The organism is Micromonospora sp. B006 (assembly GCF_003408515.1).
Taxonomy (GTDB): domain Bacteria; phylum Actinomycetota; class Actinomycetes; order Mycobacteriales; family Micromonosporaceae; genus Micromonospora; species Micromonospora echinospora_A.
In genome coordinates, this window is record NZ_CP030865.1 from 1361108 (window position 1) to 1379451 (window position 18344).

At 74.0% G+C, this 18344-nt stretch carries 18 protein-coding genes and 3 tRNA genes; 17 read left to right on the forward strand and 4 right to left on the reverse strand.

What is annotated here, in order from left to right:
* Window positions 1–183 precede the first annotated feature (183 nt).
* The 9 genes from MicB006_RS06605 to MicB006_RS06645 all read left to right on the forward strand — a co-directional run bounded on the left by MicB006_RS06605 (window position 184) and on the right by MicB006_RS06645 (window position 7517).
* Window positions 184–705, forward strand: a complete 522-nt coding sequence (locus MicB006_RS06605; protein ID WP_116504568.1) for a hypothetical protein — start codon at window positions 184–186, stop codon at window positions 703–705.
* Window positions 706–897: 192 nt separating this feature from the next.
* Complete coding sequence (locus MicB006_RS06610) at window positions 898–1947, forward strand: MoxR family ATPase (RefSeq protein ID WP_116504570.1); 1050 nt, start codon at window positions 898–900, stop codon at window positions 1945–1947.
* On the forward strand, window positions 1944–2960 hold the full coding sequence (locus MicB006_RS06615) for a DUF58 domain-containing protein (RefSeq protein ID WP_073830427.1): 1017 nt from the start codon (window positions 1944–1946) through the stop codon (window positions 2958–2960). The genes MicB006_RS06610 and MicB006_RS06615 overlap by 4 nt, the downstream gene beginning before the upstream one ends.
* On the forward strand, window positions 2957–3916 hold the full coding sequence (locus MicB006_RS06620) for a VWA domain-containing protein (RefSeq protein WP_073830426.1): 960 nt from the start codon (window positions 2957–2959) through the stop codon (window positions 3914–3916). Before MicB006_RS06615 ends, MicB006_RS06620 begins: the two co-directional genes overlap by 4 nt.
* Before the next feature lie 45 nt (window positions 3917–3961).
* The gene (locus tag MicB006_RS06625; protein WP_116504572.1) at window positions 3962–4822 is read left to right on the forward strand and encodes a S1C family serine protease; all 861 of its coding nucleotides are present in this window, start codon (window positions 3962–3964) and stop codon (window positions 4820–4822) included.
* Window positions 4823–4954: 132 nt separating this feature from the next.
* Window positions 4955–5251, forward strand: coding sequence for a hypothetical protein (locus MicB006_RS06630; RefSeq protein WP_116504574.1), 297 nt, complete (start codon window positions 4955–4957; stop codon window positions 5249–5251).
* Window positions 5252–5260: 9 nt separating this feature from the next.
* Window positions 5261–5686, forward strand: coding sequence for an alternative ribosome rescue aminoacyl-tRNA hydrolase ArfB (gene arfB, locus MicB006_RS06635; protein ID WP_116504576.1), 426 nt, complete (start codon window positions 5261–5263; stop codon window positions 5684–5686).
* Between the two features lie 49 nt (window positions 5687–5735).
* On the forward strand, window positions 5736–6308 hold the full coding sequence (locus tag MicB006_RS06640) for a GNAT family N-acetyltransferase (RefSeq protein ID WP_116504578.1): 573 nt from the start codon (window positions 5736–5738) through the stop codon (window positions 6306–6308).
* A gap of 87 nt (window positions 6309–6395) precedes the next feature.
* A complete protein-coding gene (locus tag MicB006_RS06645; RefSeq protein WP_116504580.1) occupies window positions 6396–7517 on the forward strand; it encodes a cellulose binding domain-containing protein in 1122 nt (373 codons plus the stop codon).
* A gap of 43 nt (window positions 7518–7560) precedes the next feature.
* On the opposite strand, the gene MicB006_RS06650 is transcribed toward MicB006_RS06645, so the two are convergent.
* On the reverse strand, window positions 7561–8445 hold the full coding sequence (locus MicB006_RS06650; RefSeq protein ID WP_116504582.1) for a 3-methyladenine DNA glycosylase: 885 nt from the start codon (window positions 8443–8445) through the stop codon (window positions 7561–7563).
* 34 nt (window positions 8446–8479) lie between these two features.
* Entirely contained in the window at window positions 8480–9925 is a 1446-nt protein-coding gene (locus MicB006_RS06655) for a hypothetical protein (RefSeq protein ID WP_116504584.1), read from the reverse strand.
* 199 nt (window positions 9926–10124) lie between these two features.
* Here MicB006_RS06655 and MicB006_RS06660 point away from each other — a divergent pair, with 199 nt between their 5' ends.
* From MicB006_RS06660 to MicB006_RS06675, 4 genes are all read left to right on the forward strand, one after another.
* Entirely contained in the window at window positions 10125–10928 is an 804-nt protein-coding gene (locus MicB006_RS06660; protein ID WP_013284528.1) for a fumarylacetoacetate hydrolase family protein, read from the forward strand.
* 107 nt (window positions 10929–11035) lie between these two features.
* Window positions 11036–11107, forward strand: a tRNA-Gln gene (locus tag MicB006_RS06665).
* 76 nt (window positions 11108–11183) lie between these two features.
* Window positions 11184–11256: transfer RNA gene (locus MicB006_RS06670), tRNA-Glu, on the forward strand.
* A 163-nt stretch (window positions 11257–11419) separates the two neighbouring features.
* Window positions 11420–11492: transfer RNA gene (locus tag MicB006_RS06675), tRNA-Glu, on the forward strand.
* Between the two features lie 270 nt (window positions 11493–11762).
* On the opposite strand, the gene MicB006_RS06680 is transcribed toward MicB006_RS06675, so the two are convergent.
* Entirely contained in the window at window positions 11763–12449 is a 687-nt protein-coding gene (locus tag MicB006_RS06680; RefSeq protein ID WP_013284529.1) for an IclR family transcriptional regulator, read from the reverse strand.
* Window positions 12450–12498: 49 nt separating this feature from the next.
* Here MicB006_RS06680 and leuC point away from each other — a divergent pair, with 49 nt between their 5' ends.
* The 4 genes from leuC to MicB006_RS06700 all read left to right on the forward strand — a co-directional run bounded on the left by leuC (window position 12499) and on the right by MicB006_RS06700 (window position 17407).
* Window positions 12499–13941 (forward strand): 3-isopropylmalate dehydratase large subunit, encoded by a 1443-nt coding sequence (leuC, locus tag MicB006_RS06685; protein ID WP_073830418.1) that lies wholly within the window; start codon window positions 12499–12501, stop codon window positions 13939–13941.
* Window positions 13942–13955: 14 nt separating this feature from the next.
* Window positions 13956–14543, forward strand: coding sequence for a 3-isopropylmalate dehydratase small subunit (leuD, locus tag MicB006_RS06690; RefSeq protein WP_073830417.1), 588 nt, complete (start codon window positions 13956–13958; stop codon window positions 14541–14543).
* A gap of 159 nt (window positions 14544–14702) precedes the next feature.
* Complete coding sequence (locus tag MicB006_RS06695) at window positions 14703–15341, forward strand: HU family DNA-binding protein (RefSeq protein ID WP_116504586.1); 639 nt, start codon at window positions 14703–14705, stop codon at window positions 15339–15341.
* Between the two features lie 134 nt (window positions 15342–15475).
* Window positions 15476–17407, forward strand: coding sequence for an endonuclease/exonuclease/phosphatase family protein (locus MicB006_RS06700; RefSeq protein WP_116504588.1), 1932 nt, complete (start codon window positions 15476–15478; stop codon window positions 17405–17407).
* A 21-nt stretch (window positions 17408–17428) separates the two neighbouring features.
* Here the strand turns inward: MicB006_RS06700 and MicB006_RS06705 are convergent, their stop codons facing one another.
* Window positions 17429–18343 carry an NUDIX hydrolase gene (locus tag MicB006_RS06705; RefSeq protein WP_116504590.1) on the reverse strand — a complete coding sequence of 305 codons (915 nt, stop codon included), beginning with the start codon at window positions 18341–18343 and terminating at the stop codon, window positions 17429–17431.
* Window position 18344 lies beyond the last annotated feature (1 nt).

An 18344-nucleotide genomic window follows, 5' to 3' on the forward strand; every position in this document is an offset into this window, starting at 1 on the left:
GACACGCAATATGAGCTATTGACCGCCTGCATTTCCCGGTGCTACGTTCCCCCTGGTTGAGACGTCGCGACTCTCTGTAGTAAGGCCAGCTCACGAGCGGTGCGCTCCCCGGGCGGATACCCGATGATCCGCAATTTGACGCGCGCAGTCGCCGTATCACCACGGTTTACCAAGGGAGAACTCATGGCCACATTCTTCAAGCGAAAGGCGACGGTGGTGGCGCTCGCCGCGCTGTCCCTCACCCTGGCCGGTGGCGGGATCGCCGCGGCCGCCCAGTCGGAGGCGCGGCCCCAGCCCGGCGTCCGGCACACCACGGCGCAGCCACCGGTGACCGCCGCCGAGCGGCAGGCCGCCCGTACCGCGATGCGGGCCACGCTGGCCCCGCCGGCACCCGGCCAGGTCGCCTGGGCGGTCGTGGCGGCCAACGGGACGCTGCTGCAGCACTCCGGCAACGTGGTGTCCTCGTTCCGGTTCGTGCCCGGACCAGGCGTGTCCGCCGGGCAGTACCAGGTGCTGTTCGACTACGACGTGAGCCTGAAGTCGTACCACGTCTCCATCGGTACGAACGACACGGCGAACGTGCCGCCGGGCGGTGAGGTCTCGGCCGCGCCGCGCACGCTGACCCCGAACGCGGTCTTCGTGCAGACCCGCAACTCCGCCGGCGGATTCGCCGACCGGCCGTTCCACATCCTGGTCGCCAACTGACCCGTCCGGCCGCGCGCCGGCCCCCGCTCCGGCGGGGGCCGGTGTCGTGTTCCGTCCCGGTCCGGCACGCGGCACGCCGGTTCGCGCCGTTGCCGCCCGATCGGGGAGATGCTGCCCGTCCGGTTCGGCCACTGCCGGTCAGGGTCCGATAATCCGACGTTTGTCGCCGGTCCGGCACGGGAAGCAAGCACCGTGACGGACATCTCGGACACCCTGGCCAGCATGCCCAGCCCGGTCGATGCCGACGCGAGCGGCGTCGAGCTGGAACAGACCCTCGCCGAGGTCAAACGCGTGATCGTCGGGCAGGATCGGCTCGTCGAACGCCTGCTCACCGCCCTCATCGCCGACGGTCACTGCCTGCTGGAGGGCGTACCGGGGGTGGCCAAGACGCTCGCGGCGCAGACGCTCGCCACAGTGGTCGGCGGCACGTTCTCCCGGATCCAGTTCACGCCCGACCTGGTGCCCTCCGACATCGTCGGCACCCGCATCTACCGCGCCTCGACCGAGCAGTTCGACGTGGAACTGGGCCCGATCATGGCGAACCTCGTGCTCGCCGACGAGATCAACCGGGCTCCGGCCAAAGTGCAGTCGGCCCTGCTGGAGGCGATGGCCGAACGGCAGGTCTCGATCGGCGGGCGGAGCTGGCCGGTCCCGGAGCCGTTCCTGGTCCTGGCCACCCAGAACCCGATCGAGTCCGAGGGCGTCTACCAGCTCCCCGAGGCGCAGCGCGACCGCTTCCTCATGAAGGTCGTGGTCGACTATCCGAGCGACGCCGACGAGCTGGCCATCCTCTACCGGATGAGCACCGAGCGCCCCACCGCGAGCACGGTGCTCGACCCGACCCGGCTGCGTGACCTCCAGCGCCGCGCCACCGACGTCTTCGTCCACCACGCGCTCGCCGAGTACGTGGTGCGCCTCATCCTCGCCACCCGGGACCCGCAACGCTTCGGCCTGCCCGACATCGCGCCCCTGCTGGCGTACGGGGCCAGCCCCCGGGCCACGCTCGGCCTGGTGGCCGCCGCCCGCGCGCACGCGCTCATCCACGGCCGGGACTACGTGCTCCCCGAGGACATCCGGGACCTGGCGGTGGACGTGCTGGCGCACCGGCTCGTGCTCACCTTCGACGCGGTCGCCGACGGGATCTCCGGCGAGGACGTGGTGCGCCGGGTGATCGAGGCGGTGCCGCCGCCCCGGCTGGTGAACGGGCCCACCGAGGCGGCGCCGGACCTGGCGGCGGCATGACCGGCGCGGGCGAGCCCGGGCTGACCGACCTCGCGCCCGACCAGCGGCTGCGCCGGCTGGAGCTGACAGTGACCCGGCGGCTCGACGGCCTGCTGCACGGCCGGTACCGGGGCCTGCTGCCCGGACCGGGCAGCGAGGCCGCCGGCAGCCGGGAGTACCGCCCCGGTGAGGACGAGGTGCGCCGGATGGACTGGGCTGTCACCGCCCGGACCACGGTGCCGCACGTCCGCCAGGTCGACGCGGACCGGGAGCTGACCACCTGGCTGCTCGTCGACGCCAGCCCCAGCATGGAGTACGGCACCTCCACACTGGACAAACGGGAGCTGGCGGTGGCCGCGGTGGCCGCGATCGGCTTCCTCACCGCCGGAGTCGGCAACCGGCTCGGCGCGCAGGTGCTCACGCCCGACGGGTTGCGCCGCTTTCCGGCCCGCAGCGGGCGTACCCATCTGCTCGGGCTGCTCCGTGCGCTGCTCGGCGCCCCGCGTACCGACGACGGGCGGGACCCGGGCGGCGCGGGCGCGGCCGGCGCACGCCCGCCGGCCGCGGGGCCGGGCCTGGCCGACGGGCTGGACGGTCTCCAGCGCGTCGCCACCCGGCGCGGGCTCGTGGTGATCGTCTCCGACTTCCTCGACGAGCTGCCCGACGACCCGGACGCCGCGCCACCGCCCTGGGCGGCCGCGCTGCGCCGCCTCGCGGTACGGCACCAGGTGCTCGCGGTCGAGGTGACCGACCCGCGTGAGCTGGAACTGCCCGACGTCGGGCTGATCACGCTCGTCGACCCGGAGAGCGGCCGGCACCGCGAGGTGTGGACCGGTGATCCCGACCTGCGCGAGCGGTACGCGCGCGCCGCCGCCGAGCAGCGCGAGCAGGTACGCCACACGCTGCGCCGGGCGGGCGCCACCCACATGGCGCTGCGCACCGACCGGGACTGGTGCGCGGACGTGGTCCGGCACGTGCACGAGCAGCGCCGGCTGGCCACCGTGCCGGCCGCCGCCCGCGGAGGTGTCGCATGACCTGGCAGTCACCCGCCCGCCTCTGGCTGCTGCTCGCCGTCGTCGCGCTGGTCGCCGGTTATCTGGTGCTGCAACGGCGGCAGAGCCGGTACGCGGTGCGCTTCACCAACCTGCGCCTGCTGGACCGGGTCGCCCCGCGCCGCCCGGCCTGGCGCCGGCACGTGCCGGCGGGCCTGTTCCTCGCCATGCTGGCGCTGCTCGTGGTCGGGTTCGCCCGCCCCGAGGCGGAGGTACGGGTGCCCCGGGAACGGGCCACTGTGATGGTGGCGGTCGACGTCTCCACCTCCATGCTCGCCGGTGACGTGGACCCGGACCGGCTGACAGCGGCCAAGGACGCCGGCCGGCGGTTCGTCGACGGGCTGCCCGACGAGTTCAACGTCGGCCTCGTCGCGTTCGCCGGCAGCGCCGCGGTGCTGGTGCCGCCGAGCACCGACCGGGAGGCGCTGCACGACGGCATCGAGCGGCTGGCCGAGGGCATCACCGGCGTGCAGGGCACCGCGATCGGCGAGGCGATCAGCACCTCGCTCGGCGCGGTAAAGAGCCTGGACGCCACCGCCGCGAAGGACCCGCCGCCGGCCCGGATCATCATCCTCTCCGACGGCGCGAACACCTCCGGGATGGACCCGATCGAGGCCGCCGACCAGGCCGTCGCCGCCAAGGTGCCGGTGCACACGATCTCCTTCGGCACGCCCGGGGGTTCGGTCGACCGGGGCGGCCGGGCGATCCAGGTGCCGGTGGACGGGCAGACGCTGCGGGCGGTCGCCGAGCAGACCGGTGGCGGCTTCCACGAGGCGTCCACGACCGCCGAGCTGAAGGACGTCTACGAGGACATCGGCACCTCCGTCGGCTACCGCACCGAACGGCAGGACATCTCGGCCCGCTTCATCGGCCTCGGGCTGGTCCTGGCGATGGGCGCCGCCGCCGGCTCGCTGCGGTGGTTCTCCCGCCTGCCCTGACCCGCACCAACACCGGACGACGGCACGACACGTGAGGAGCCAGGCATGGCAGTGCAGACCGGACTCGGCGAGCCACGCGGTCCGTGGTTCGTCTCGCCGGAGCTGGACCCGGACGGGCGCGGCTACCGGGAGGTACCCGGAGGCGGGCCGGACGGGGGACGCCGGAGCCTGCGGCACCGGCTGCTGAGCGTGGCGGCGGTGGTGGCGCTCTCCACCGCCTCCGGCGCGGCGGCCGGCACCTGGGCGGCCGACCACGGCTCGCCGGGGCCGACGGCGGCGTCCGCCGCTCCGGTGCCGGCGGAACTGGTCACCGCCGCCGGCAGGACGGTGCCCGGCGTGGTCTCGGTGATGGTCGGGGGCCGCTCCGGCGCGTCCGCGTCCGGCTCCGGCTTCGCCATCGACAACGAGCAGCACATCGTCACCAACGACCACATCCTGGCCCGGGGCGGCTCGGGCTCGGTGACAGTGGAGACCTCGGACGGGCGTCGCTTCCCCGCGGAGGTGGTGGGCCGGGAGCCGGGCAGCGACCTCGCCGTGCTCAAGGTGCCCGCGTCGGCCGGGCTGCCGCCGCTGCCGCTGGCCAAGGCGAACTCGACCCGGGTGGGCGAGCCGGTGATCGCGGTCGGGTCGCCGCTCGGGCTGGCCGGCACGGTCACCGCCGGCATCGTCAGCGCGCTGAACCGGCAGGTCCGGATCGGCAACGGCCGGCACACGGCGGTGCAGACCGACGCCTCCATCAACCCGGGCAACTCCGGCGGGCCGCTGGTGAACGCGCGCGGTGAGGTGGTCGGCGTGAACACCGCCATCGCCACCATCGACGGCAACGGGTCCATCGGCATCGGCTTCGCCATCCCGATCGACCAGGTCCAGCAGACCGCCGACACCATCATCGGGCGGGGCGGCTGAGCCGCCGGGGGCGCTCGCCCCGCACGGGCACTGACCTGCACAGGAGCCGCAAGATCGGTGCGAACTGTCGGATATCCGGCGTGGGATCATTGGGGCATAGAAATATTACGCTGAGTATGGATACTGGCGGAGGTGGAGCAAGCTGTCATTGCGGCCCTCCTCGTGATGGGCCTGATCATCGGCGCCGGTGTCGGCGCGTCCTACGCGCGTGCGAAACGTGGCTGGACGGACTACCAGACGATCCGGACCAGCGTGCCGGGCGCCCGCCGCAACGCCTGGCTCGCGATCCGCGGCGTGGTCGTCAAGCTCGCCGTGATCGCCCTGCTGCTGGTCGGCGCGGCGGCGTACGCGGCCTCCGGCGGCGGCGAGGAACGGGCCGGTCCCACGCCGAGCGCGACCCCCACCCCGAGTCACCGTCCCGGGCGCTAGCCTCGGGGAGTGGACGACGGACTGCGGGTGACCGACCGGCTCGTGGTGCCCGCCGCCGAGCTGCGGGAACGGTTCTCCCGGTCGTCCGGGCCCGGCGGGCAGGGGGTGAACACCACCGACTCGCGGGTGGAGCTGAGCTTCGACCTGGGCCGCTCGCCGAGCGTGCCGGAGGCGCTGCGGGAACGGGCGCTGGCCCGGCTCGCCGGCCGGCTGGTCGACGGTGTGCTCACCGTGACAGCCAGTGAGCACCGCGCGCAACTGGCGAACCGGGAGGCCGCCCGGGAACGGATGGCCGCGCTGCTGCGCGAGGCGGTCGCGCCGCCACCGAAGGCGCGCCGCCCGACCCGCCCGTCGCGCGGCGCCAAGGAACGCCGCCTGGCCGAGAAGAAGCGCCAGTCCCAGCGCAAACGCGACCGCCGGGTGGACGGCGACTGACCGAAAACATGTTGAGCCGCCACGCGCGCCGCGCGGAGAATTTCGCCACGTGATCGACTTCTCCGTCAAGCCCACGCTCACCGGCGAGCGCGTGGTGCTGCGCCCGTTCCGCGACGACGACCTGCCGGCGCTCGCCGGGATCCTGGCCGACCCGGAGGTGGCCCGGCTGACCGGCAGCCCGGCCGGCGAGACGTTCGAACCGGCCCGGCTACGGGCCTGGTACGGCACCCGCAACAGCCAGGCCGACCGGCTCGACCTCGCGGTGGTGGACCGGGCCAGCGGCGTCTGCGTCGGCGAGGTCGTCCTCAACGAGTGGGACCGGGCGAACGCGAGCTGCAACTTCCGCACCCTGATCGGCCCCGGCGGGCGCGACCGCGGGCTCGGCACCGAGGCGGTCCGGCTGATCGTCGGGTACGGCTTCGAAAAACTCGGCCTGCACCGCATCAGCCTGGAGGTGTTCGCGTTCAACCCGCGTGCCCGGCGGGCGTACGAGAAGGTGGGCTTCGTCGCCGAGGGGACGCTGCGGCAGGTGCTGCGCGACGGCGACGGCTGGGTGGACGCCACCGTCATGTCGATCCTCGCGCCCGAGTGGGACCGGCATCGGGGACACCCGGAGGGTTGAACACCAGGCGTCGAAGCGCTTCAATGCGTACGGGAGCATCAGGGCCGTCACCGACCACCACGTCACAGTGACAGGAGTCCCCCTCGCATGTCCCGAAACCCTGTGCGCGCCGCGCTGACCGCGCTCGCCGCGCTGCTACCGGTACTCGCTCTCGGCCTCGCCCTCACCGCCACCACGCCGCCGGCCGCGGCGGCCGCCACGCCGATCCGCGTCATGCCGCTCGGCGACTCCATCACCGGGTCGCCCGGCTGCTGGCGCGCCCTGCTCTGGAACCGCCTCCAGGCCACCGGCCACACCGACGTCGACTTCGTCGGCACGCTCGGGCCGCAGGGCTGCGGCGTGCCGTACGACGGCGACAACGAGGGCCACGGCGGCTACCTCGCGACGAACGTGGCGAACCAGAACCTGCTGCCCGGCTGGCTCGCCGCCACCCGCCCCGACGTCGTGCTGATGCACTTCGGCACCAACGACGTGTGGAGCAACATCGCGCCCGCCACGATCCTCGCGGCGTACTCGAAGCTGGTGGACCAGATGCGCGCCGCCAACCCGGCGACGACGGTGCTGGTCGCGAAGATCATTCCGATGAACCCGGCGAGCTGCCCGGAGTGCGGCCAGCGGACCGTGGCGCTCAACGCGCTGATCGACGGCTGGGCGGCCGGGAAGACCACCACCGCCTCCCCGATCGTGGTCGTCGACCAGTGGACCGGGTTCAGCACCGCCACCGACACGTACGACGGGGTGCACCCCAACGCGGCCGGGGACCAGAAGATGTCCGACAGGTGGTACCCGGCGCTGGTCGCCGCGCTCGACCGGACCACGCCCGCCCCGACGACGAGCCCCACGCCGTTGCCGACCACCAGCCTCACCCTCAGCCCGTCGCCCACCACCGGCCCGACGTCGGCGCCCGGCGGCTGCACCGCCACCTGGCGCGTCGCGGGCCAGTGGCCGGGCGGGTTCCAGGGGGAGGTGACCGTCCGCAACGACGGCGCCGCGTCGATCGGCGGCTGGACGGTCCGCTTCCCGCTCGCCGACGGCCAGCGGATCAGCCAGGCGTGGAGCGCCGACGTGACGCAGAGCGGAACCACGGCGACCGCCCGGAACGCGGGCTGGAACGGCGTACTGGCCCCGGCCGCCCAGGCCACGTTCGGCTTCCTGGCCGAGGGAACCGTGCCGAGCCCGGCGCCGGCCCTGACCTGCGTGGCGAGCTGAGCCGTCGCGCCCGCTCCCCGCGTCGCGTGCCGGCCGGCTCCGCTCAGCGGCCGCCGGCCGGCACCGCCCGGTCCAGCGCGGCCAGCAACCGGGACCGCAGCCCGGCGGCACGTTCGGCGAACCCGCGCTGCGCGGCGGCGTACTCGGCCCGGCCCTCCGGGGTCTCCACAGGCACCGGCGGATACCCCAGACCGGCCAGGTCGTACGGGCTGGCGCGCATGTCCAGCGTCCGGATCTCCCGGGCCAGCTCGAAGCAGTCGGCCACGAGTTCCGAGCAGACCAGCGGAGACAGCTTGTACGCCCACTTGTAGAGATCCATGTTGGCGTGCAGGCAGCCCGGCTGCTCCAGCGCGTGCTGGCTCTCCCGGGTCGGCTGGAGCACGTTCAGCGGGCGGGCCGGCGCCGTGAAGAACCGGAACGCGTCGAAGTGGCTGCACCGCACGCCGCGCTCCTCGACCACCGCCGCCGTCCGCGCCGGGCTCAGCCGCAGCGGCCAGGAGTTGTGCCGTACCTGCTCCTGGGTCTGCCGGTAGACCATCGCCCACTCGTGCATGCCGAAGCAGCCGAACTGCGCCGGACGCCCGGCGGTCGCCGCCAGCAGCGTACGGATCCAGGCGATCGACTCGGCGCGCCGCGCGCGTACCCGATCGGTGTCGAGGGTGAGCCCGGCGGCGCTCGCCATGTAGTCCGGGCCGAAACCGGCCGGGTCTGCGTCGCGCAGCGCCACGCCCGCGCCCGGGTGCCAGCGGCGCAGCTGGGCCGGGCGGTACGAGTAGTACGTGAAGAGGAAGTCCTCCACCGGGTGCTTCACGCCCGTCCGGCGGCGGCCCAGATGCGGCGTCAGCCAGGCGTCCACCCGCTCCTCGTGGGCGTGCCGGCGCGCCTGCCAGTCGGCGACGTCGAGCGCGGGGGCGAGGGCGGCGGTCACGCACCCCAGGGTACGACCGCCGCCCGTCGCCGGGTCAGGGCACGTCCACCCGCACGCCCGCGGAGAAGACGCCGCTGCGCAGCTCCAGCCGCTTCGGCGGCTCGTCGCCGCGCATGGTGAACACCAGCGGCAGCAGCACCCGCCGCCCGGCGGCCACCGGCTGGGAGAAGACGTCCCGGCCCAGGTTCGCCACCCGGGTCGCGTCCTCGTCGGCGGCCACCCAGTTCCCGCTCGGCAGGTACGCGCGCTGCAACTGCCCGTGCCAGGTCTGGTCCTCGTTCGTGACGTTGCGCACCCCGACCGTGGCCAGGCAGGGGCGCCCGCTGGCGGGCATCGCCGGCAGGACGTTCGCGCCGCAGCTCACCCGGTAGACGGTGAACTCGAACGCGGTCTCCCGCAACGGCTGGCCCAGCCCGCCGGTGACGCTGCTGCCCACCCACGCGCCGCTCGTCGGCTGCTTGGTGGTGTCCATCGCCGCCACCCGCTGCGTGGCCGACCACGCCGCCGCGCCGACCACACCGGCCAGCACCGCCGCCGCCACGCCCACCACCAGCCAGACCGGCGGCCGGCGACGGCGGCTGGCGGGCGCCGGCGCCGCCGTACGCGGATAGACGGTGCCCCGTTCGGCCGGGCCGCCGGTCGCGCCCTGCCCCGGTACGCCGCTTGCCGGCGCGGACATCGCGCCGCCTCTCGGCGTTCCGGAGGTCATGGTGCCGCCTCCGGTCGCGCCGGTGCCCGTCGTCGCGGCCGTGCGCCGGCGGCGGCGCCACACTGCCCACCACAGCACGCCCGCGGTGACCACCAGCAGCGCGGTGAACGCGGCGAGCAGCACCGGTGGCCGGCGCCAGGCCGGGGCGGCCGTCACCTGCGCCGCCGGGGCCGTCGCGGCGCCCACCCAGGTCGCCGTGGCGCAGTCGTACGGGCGCGTGCCGTCGGTGCCGTAGACGCAGGTCGGCGCGGTCACCGAGCGGCCCGGGCCGGGGATCGACAGCGCGGTGTGCAACGTGGTGGTGCTCTTCGCCGGCAGGCGCAGCCGCCAGGTCACCTCCCCGGCGCTCGACCCGGCGGGCCGGGTGCTCCGCCCACCGCCGGTGACCGTGGTGGCCCGTGACCCGCTGGGCAGCTCCTGCCGCACCATCGTGTCGACCGGCGCCGTGCCGGTGTTGCGGACCTCGATCCGGTAACCCGGCGCCGGAGTGCCCGCCGCGCCGACCGCCACGCTCACTGGCGGCATCGACGGGCGGACCGGGGCCGGGCCGGTGGTCGGCACCGCCGGGGGGACCGCCGGCACGCCGGTCGGGATCGGGGTCGCTCCCGCCCCGGGCAGGGCGACCGGGACGGCGGCCGGCGGTGGAGCCGGTTGAGCGGGGGTGGCGGCCGCGCGGGGCGTCGCCGGGGACAGCGCCGGTACGGCGGCGATGACGCCGAGGCAGTTCACGAACACTGCCAGGGCCCTGTGGTGTCGTCTCGATGCAGGCATACCAACGAACCTCCGGAACCGAAGCTATGGGCCGGGAGCCGCCGGGCGGGTACGAAGCCGCCATTCCCGCCCCGTCCGGCGCGATCCGGCGTACCCTGCCGCCCTCTCCGGCGGTCCGGCGCGGGTGTGGCGCGGGCGGCCGGGCGTGCCGCCTGCCGGTGTCCGCCGGGTGGCGCGCGGGCGGGGATAGATTGGCCGGGTGCGTATCGCTCGTTTCGCTCATGCCAAGGGAATGTCGTTCGGGGTCGTCGAGGGCGAGCCGGAGGCCGGGCCGCAGGGCCTGACCATCGCCGAGATCGAAGGCCACCCGTTCGGGCAGATCCAGTTCTCCGGCGCCCGCTGGGCGCTCTCCGACGTCCGGCTGCTGTCGCCGATCCTGCCGAGCAAGGTGGTCTGCGTCGGCCGCAACTACGCCGAGCACGCCGCCGAACACGGCAGCGAGGTGCCGAAGGAGCCGCTGCTCTTCCTCAAACCGTCCACCTCGGTGATCGGCCCGCGCGACGCGATCCGGCTGCCGATCTTCTCCAAGCAGGTCGAGCACGAGGCGGAACTCGCCGTGGTCATCGGCGCTCCCGGCGCCCGCCGGGCCGACCGTGCCGCCGCCGAGCGGGCCATCTTCGGCTACACCTGCGCCAACGACGTCACCGCGCGGGACCTTCAGCGTTCCGACGGGCAGTGGACCCGCGCCAAGGGCTTCGACTCGTTCTGCCCGATCGGGCCGTGGATCACCACCGGTCTCGACGTCAGCGACCTGGAGATCCGCTGCGAGGTGGGCCGCAACCCGGAGGAGATGGAGGTACGCCAGCTCGGCCGGACGAAGGACATGGTGTTCGACGTACCCGGCCTGGTGTCGTACATCTCGCACGTGATGACGCTGCTGCCCGGCGACGTGGTCCTGACCGGCACGCCGGCGGGGGTTAGCCCGCTCACCGAGGGGGATACGGTCACCGTGCGGATCCAGGGGATCGGGGAGCTCAGCAACCCGGTGGTCCCTGTCGCCTGATTCGCTCCGATGCCTCGTTTCCGCTGGTCAGGTGGGTTTCGAGGGGTTGGATTTGGCCTGTCGGCACCGGGAGGGTAAAGTTCATTCCCGGCGCCGCAAGGGGCCAATGGGGTATGGGGTAATTGGCAGCCCGACTGATTCTGGTTCAGTTAGTCTAGGTTCGAGTCCTGGTACCCCAGCGCAGCCGCGGGTTCGCAAGAGCCCACGGACGCTGGATTCCGGCAGCTCACGCTGGCGGAGTGCAATGAAGGTTCTGGCCCCGTCGTCTAGCGGCCCAGGACGCCGCCCTCTCAAGGCGGTAGCGCCGGTTCGAATCCGGTCGGGGCTACAGCACTGTCAGCCCGTCCCGTTTTCCGGGGCGGGCTTTCTGCTGTCCGGCCACGTGTTTTCCGCGCGCGGTGAGGGTGTACCCCCGCGGCGCGGTGCCGGACGCGATGCCGCTAGACTACTGCCACGCCACCCGGCAGGGCGGCGAAGCAGGAAAAGTGCCTGGCCCCGTCGTCTAGCGGCCCAGGACGCCGCCCTCTCAAGGCGGTAGCGCCGGTTCGAATCCGGTCGGGGCTACGTCACCGAACGGCCCGCCTCGCGGAGCGAGACGGGCCGTTCGCGTTCCCGCCCTCTCACCCTGGCTGCCGCCCTCGGCCTCACCCGGCTGGCAGCCCGCCCTGTTGATCAAGGAGTTTGCGGCGGATTCACGCGGCCCCGAGGACACAAACTCCTTGATCAACCGGGTCAGGCGAGGGGAGCTGCCGCAGCCGGCTCAGCAGGCGAAGATCTTGGTAGGAAATGGCCCCTCTGAGGGCCATTTCCTACCAAGATCTCGCAGCCGCCGGGTCAGAGGCCGGAGAGGCGCTGGCCGGCTCGGACGACGGCCATGGCGTGGCGTTCGCCGGGACGGCGGCCGAGGCGCTCGATCGGGCCGGAGATGCTGATCGCGGCGATCACCCGACCGGTGCGGTCCCGGATCGGCGCCGAGACGCTCGCCACACCCGCCTCCCGCTCCGCGACGCTCTGGGCCCAGCCGCGCCGCCGCACCTCGGCCAGCGTGCGGCCGGTGAACTTGGAGCGGGGGAGCAGCGGCATCACCGCCTCCGGCGGCTCCCAGGCGAGCAGGATCTGCGCCGCCGACCCGGCGGTCATCGGCAGCACCGAGCCGACCGGGACGGTGTCCCGCAGGCCGCTGGCGCGCTCGGCGGCGGCCACGCAGATCCGTTCGTCGGCGCGCCGCAGGTAGAGCTGGGCGCTTTCGCCGGTGGCGTCCCGTAGCGCGGCGAGCAGCGGCTCGGCGGCGGTCAGGAGCACGTCCGGGGCCGCGTTCGCCAGCTCGCCCAGGCGTGGCCCCGGGCGCCACCGGCCCTGGGTGTCCCGGACGAGCATCCGGTGGATCTCCAGCGCCTGTGCCAGCCGGTGCGCGGTGGCCCGGGGCAGCTTGGTGCGTTCAACGAGTTCGGCCAGGCTGGCGCCGTCGACACAGGCGGCCAGGATGACCACCGCCTTGTCGAGAACGCCGACACCGCTCATACTGTGTCCCACAAGCCGAAATTTACCTCCCAGAATTTAGGATGTCCAGATGGTGGGAGTCACTCAACCGAGGACCCTGGCCGAGAAGGTCTGGGACGCACACGTGGTCCGCTCCGCCGACGGGGAGCCGGACCTGCTCTTCATCGACCTGCACCTGCTGCACGAGGTGACCAGCCCGCAGGCGTTCGACGGGCTGCGTCTTGCCGGGCGCGGGGTCCGCCGTACCGACCTGACGATCGCGACGGAGGACCACAACACCCCGACCGGGTACGACGACCCCGCGTTCCGCCTCCGGCGCGGCGACCTGCTCACGATCGCGGACCCCACCTCCCGCACCCAGATCGAGACGCTGCGTCGCAACTGTGCCGAGTTCGGCGTCCGCCTGCACGCGCTGGGCGACGAGAACCAGGGCATCGTGCACGTCATCGGCCCGCAGCTCGGCCTCACCCAGCCCGGCATGACGATCGTCTGTGGCGACTCGCACACCGCCACCCACGGCGCGTTCGGCGCGCTCGCGTTCGGCATCGGCACCAGTGAGGTCGAACACGTGCTGGCCACGCAGACGCTGCCGCAGGCCCGGCCGAAGACCATGGCGGTGAACGTCGTCGGCGAGCTGGCGCCCGGCGTCACCGCCAAGGACCTGGTGCTCGCGCTGATCGCGCAGGTCGGCACCGGTGGCGGTCGCGGTCACATCGTCGAGTACCGGGGCGAGGCGATCCGCAACCTCTCCATGGAGGGGCGGATGACCATCGCCAACATGTCCATCGAGTGGGGCGCCAAGGCCGGCATGATCGCGCCGGACGAGACCACGTTCGCGTACCTGAAGGGGCGGCCGAACGCGCCCCAGGGCGACGACTGGGACGCGGCGCTGGAGTACTGGCGCACGCTGCCCACCGACGACGGCGCGACGTTCGACACCGAGGTCACGCTCGACGCGAGCCGGATCACGCCGTTCGTCACCTGGGGCACCAACCCCGGGCAGGGCGTGCCGCTGGGCGCGACGGTGCCGGACCCGGAGGAGTTCGTCACCGAGCCGGAGCGGGTCGCCGCCCGGCGCGCGCTGGAGTACATGGACCTCACCCCCGGCGCGCCGATGCGCGACCTGGCCGTGGACGTGGTCTTCGTCGGCTCCTGCACCAACGGCCGCCTGGAGGACCTGCGGGCCGCCGCCGACGTGCTGCGCGGCCACCAGGTCGCCGACGGCGTACGCATGCTGGTGGTGCCCGGCTCGGCCGCGGTCCGCGAGGCGGCCGAGGCGGAGGGGCTGGACAAGGTGTTCACCGACGCCGGCGCCGAGTGGCGTTTCGCCGGCTGCTCCATGTGCCTGGGCATGAACCCGGACACGTTGAAGCCGGGTGAGCGGTCCGCCTCGACCTCCAACCGCAACTTCGAGGGCCGCCAGGGCCGGGGCGGGCGTACCCACCTGGTGTCCCCGCCGGTCGCCGCCGCCACCGCCGTGGTCGGCCGGCTGGCCGCCCCCGCCGACCTGTAAGAAGGGCAGCCGAGATGGACAAGTTCACCACCCACACCGGCACGGCCGTGCCGCTGCGCCGGTCCAACGTGGACACCGACCAGATCATCCCCGCCGTGTACCTCAAGCGGGTGACCCGGACCGGATTCGCCGACGGTCTGTTCAACGCGTGGCGGGAGGATCCGTCATTCGTCCTCAACGATCCCGTCCATTCGGGTGCGTCGATTCTGATCGCCGGCCCCGAGTTCGGCACCGGATCCTCCCGTGAGCACGCCGTCTGGGCGCTGCGGGACTGGGGCTTCCGGGCCGTCATCTCGCCCCGCTTCGGCGACATCTTCCGCGGCAACGCGCTCAAGGAAGGTCTCCTTCCGGTCGAGCTGGAATTGAAAGCCGTGGAAGAACTGTGGGATCTCGTGGAATCCGAGCCGACCACGCCGATCACTGTCGACCTCGCCGCCCGCCAGGTCCACGCCGGTGACGCCACCTGGGCGTTCCCGCTGGACGACCACAGCCGTTGGCGGCTGATGGAGGGCTTGGACGACATTGGACTCACCCTCCGGCACGAAGCGGAGATCTCCTCGTACGAGGCGTCCCGGCCGTCGTTCCTGCCCTCGGTAGCCTGACTCCGGCCCGAATTCGCCCCCACCGGTGTGCCCGGTGGGGGCGAATCCGTTACGACACAAGGGCTTTTTTCCACCGAATGTTTGTGTCCAGGCAGCACAGGGCATAACGTGCGCGCAGAATGGCTCGCGTCGAGTCAGTTGCACAATCGGGAGGAAGTCGTGAACAAGGCCGAGCTCATCGAGGCGCTCGCCGTTCGCCTGGGGGACCGGAAGACGGCGACGGCCGCGCTCGACGCGGTTCTCGCTGAGGTCCAGGCGGCGGTCACCAAGGGCGAGAAGGTGGCGATCACCGGTTTCGGAGCGTTCGAGAAGCGCGTCCGGGGAGCCCGAACAGCGCGCAACCCGCGGACCGGAGAGGCGGTGAAGGTCAAGAAGACCTCCGTCCCGACGTTCCGCGCCGGCGCGGGCTTCAAGGAGATGGTGGCCAGCGGCAAGGTGCCGAAGGACACCGCCGCCGCGAAGAAGACCACCGGCGCCGCCAAGAAGACCACGGCGGCGAAGAACACCGCCGCCGCGAAGAAGACCACGGCGGCGAAGGCCACCAAGACCACCGCTACCAAGAAGGCCGCCCCGGCGAAGAAGGCGGCCGCGACCAAGACCACGGCGGCGAAGAAGGCGGCCGCGACCAAGACCACGGCGGCGAAGAAGACGACCGCGGCGAAGTCCACCGCGGCGAAGAAGACCACCGCCGCCAAGAAGACGACCGCGGCGAAGTCCGCCACGGCCAAGAAGACGACCGCGGCCAAGAAGGCGCCCGCGAAGAAGGCACCGGCCAAGAAGGCCGCCAGCCGGCGCTGACCGGACGGCCCACGAAGGGCGCCCACCGTTCGCGGTGGGCGCCCTTTCGCATGGGTACGCGTTGACCGCCCGCCGCCGCGCGCCGCAGAATCGCCGTGCCGAAAACCCCCGTCGGTCACGAGAAGAGGCGCCCCGTGCGGCACCGTCACCTCTCCACCCTGGCGCTTGCGCTGGGCATCGCGGTCCTGCTGGACGTGCTGCGGGTCTGGCTCCCGTCGGTCATCACCCTCTTCGGGCGGGCCGCCGAGACGCCAGCCGAACTGCTCGGCGCGTTCGCGCTCGGCTGGTTCCTGCTCGCCCTCGCCGCGCCCGCGCTCGTACGCCGGATCGGCGCCCGCCCGGTCGGCCTCGTCGCGGCCGGTGTGGTGGCGGCGGCGCGGCTGGCGCTCACCGCGCAACCCGGTGGCCCGGCACAGCTCTGGCTGGCCTGCGCCGGGCTGCTCGCCGGGCTGGTCTGGCTGGCCGCCACCGCCGCGTCGGCGCCCCGGCCGGTGGCCGGGCTGGCGTTGGGCCTGGCCGGGAACGCGGTCGGGCACGCGCTGCTCGGCACCGAGGACCTGGTGTGGCGCGGCGGCATCGCGGCCTGGACGCTGAGCGCCCTGCTGGTGCTGGCCTTCCTGGCCGCGTCCGCGGCGGAGCGGACCACGGCGGCCGGAGAGCCGTCCCCGGCGGGCGCGGACGAGGGCGTGGCCGCCGCGACCGGCGGGCGCACCCGTACGCCGGGACGCCGGGCCTGGCTGCTGTGCGGGCCGGCACTGGTGCTGGCCGGTCAGGTGGCGCTCGCCCCGGCGCTCTGGAGCGCCGCCGCCGGCACCGGATCGCCCGACTTTCCCGGGCTCGCCCGCCCCGGCGGCGCAGCCGTGCCGGGCGCGCTTGCGGTCCTGCTGTTCCTGGCGTCGGCGCTGTTCCGGGTGCCGGCGCGTCCGGCCCGGGTGCTGTGGCCGGCGGCGCTGCTCGCCGGATCGGTGCTGTTCGTGACCGGGCATCTCGTACCGGCGTACCTGCTCACCGCCGCCGGTCTCGGCGGCTGCCTGGCGTTGACCGACGCGGCAGCCGGCGACGACCGGGCCGCCGGAACCGACGACGGCGGGCGGGCGGGTGCGCGCCGCGGCCGGGCGGCCGCGCTCGGGATGCTCGTCTTCGCGGTGGCCACGGTGGCCTACTACGCCGCCTACGACGTGGGGTACCCCAACTGGTGGGCCCCGGTCGCCACGGCCGTCCTGGTCGCCGTGGTGGCGGCCGGCGCACCCCGCCAGGCTGACCCGGCGCTGCCCGCCCCGGTCCGGGTCACCGTCCTGGCCGGCCTGACCGCGCTGGCCGGGCTGGGCGCCGCGCTGCACGTACCGCCCGCGCAGGCCCGGCCGACGACCGCGCCGGCGGCGGTACGGGTGGCCGCGTACAACCTCCGGATGGGGTTCGGCCTGGACGGCCGGCTGGACCTCGACGCGCTGGCCCGGGAACTGCGCGGCGCGGACATCGTGCTGCTCAGCGAGGTCGACCGGGGCTGGTGGCTCAACGGCGGTCACGACACGCTGGGGTTGCTGGCCCGGCGGCTGGAGATGCCGTACGTCTTCGCGCCCGCCGCCGACCCGGTCTGGGGCGACGCGGTGCTCAGCCGGTTCCCGGCGCGCTCCGGTCAGACCCGGCGGCTCACCGCGCACGGCGCGCCGACCGGGGCGCAGGCCCTCGGCGTCACGCTCGACCTCGGTGGTCGCGAGCTGGCAGTGGTGGCCACGCATCTGCAACCGCCACCCGGCCGGGACCCGGTGGAGCAGGCCCGCGAGGTGGCGGCGTTCGCCGGCCGGTACGCCGCCGGCCGTCCACTGGTGCTCGGCGGCGACCTCAACACCGAGCCGGCCGACCCGGCGTTCGCCGAGTTCACACGCGCCGGGCTGGTGGACGCGCTGGCCCCGGCCCGGCCGCTGCGGACCAGCCCGGCCGACGACCCGCGCACCCAGATCGACCACGTCTTCGTCTCGCCGGGACTGACCGCCGGCGCGGTACGCGCGCCGCGCACCGAGGCCAGCGACCACCTCCCGGTGACGCTCACCGTCACGCTGCCCTGACCCGCCGGCCCGCGGCCTGCCTCACAGCCGGTCGGCGAGGACCAGACGGTCGCCGGCGAAGGGCAGCAGCCAGCCGCTTCCCTTGGCGGTGGCGAAGTCGTCCGCCCGGCCGGCGAGCCGTTCCAGCGCGCCCGGGATCACCTTGCCCTGGCTGCACACCGCCACCGCCCCGGCGGTCTGCGCCAGCGCGGTCAGCCGGGCCGCGGCGGCCAGCGCGCACTCCTCGACCTGCTGGCCCGGCGCCGGCTCGTCGAAGTCGCCACACACCTCGATCGGCAGGTCCAGCCGGGCCGCGGCCGGGCCCAGCGTCTGCACGCAGCGGCGCGCCGAGGCGGAGAACAGGCGGTCCGGGCGGACCAGGGCCACGAGCGGGACCAGCGCCCGCGCCTGGGCCTGCCCGTCGTCGTCCAGCGGGCGCCCGTGGTCCGGGCCGGTCCAGGTGCCGCGCTTGCCGGCGCTGGCGTGCCGCACCAGCAGCACGGTCGCGGTGACCTGCGGCAGCGCCGCGAACGCGGCGATCACCTCGCCGTCGTGCGGGTAGCTGACCCGGCGTACCGCCTCGTCGACCGGGAACCAGGCCACGTCGTCGACCTCGGTGCCGGGCTGGAAGCCGCCGGTGCCGGCCGCCCGCATCGACCAGTAGTCGACCGCCTTGGCGTGACCCTCGCTGCGGTAGCGGACAGTGGGCAGGCGCACCTGCGGCACCGCCCGTACGTCGCTCTCCTCGGCCACCTCACGGACGGCTGCGACCAGCGGATGCTCGCCGCGATCCAGCTTGCCCTTCGGCAGCGACCAGTCGCCGTACCGGGGGCGGTGCACCAGGCAGACCTCGACGCCGGCCGGGCCCGGGCGCCACACCACGCCGCCCGCGGCCCGGATCCGCACCGGCTCGTCGTCGCTCACCCGCTCACCGTATGCCCGCCCGGCACGCGCCACG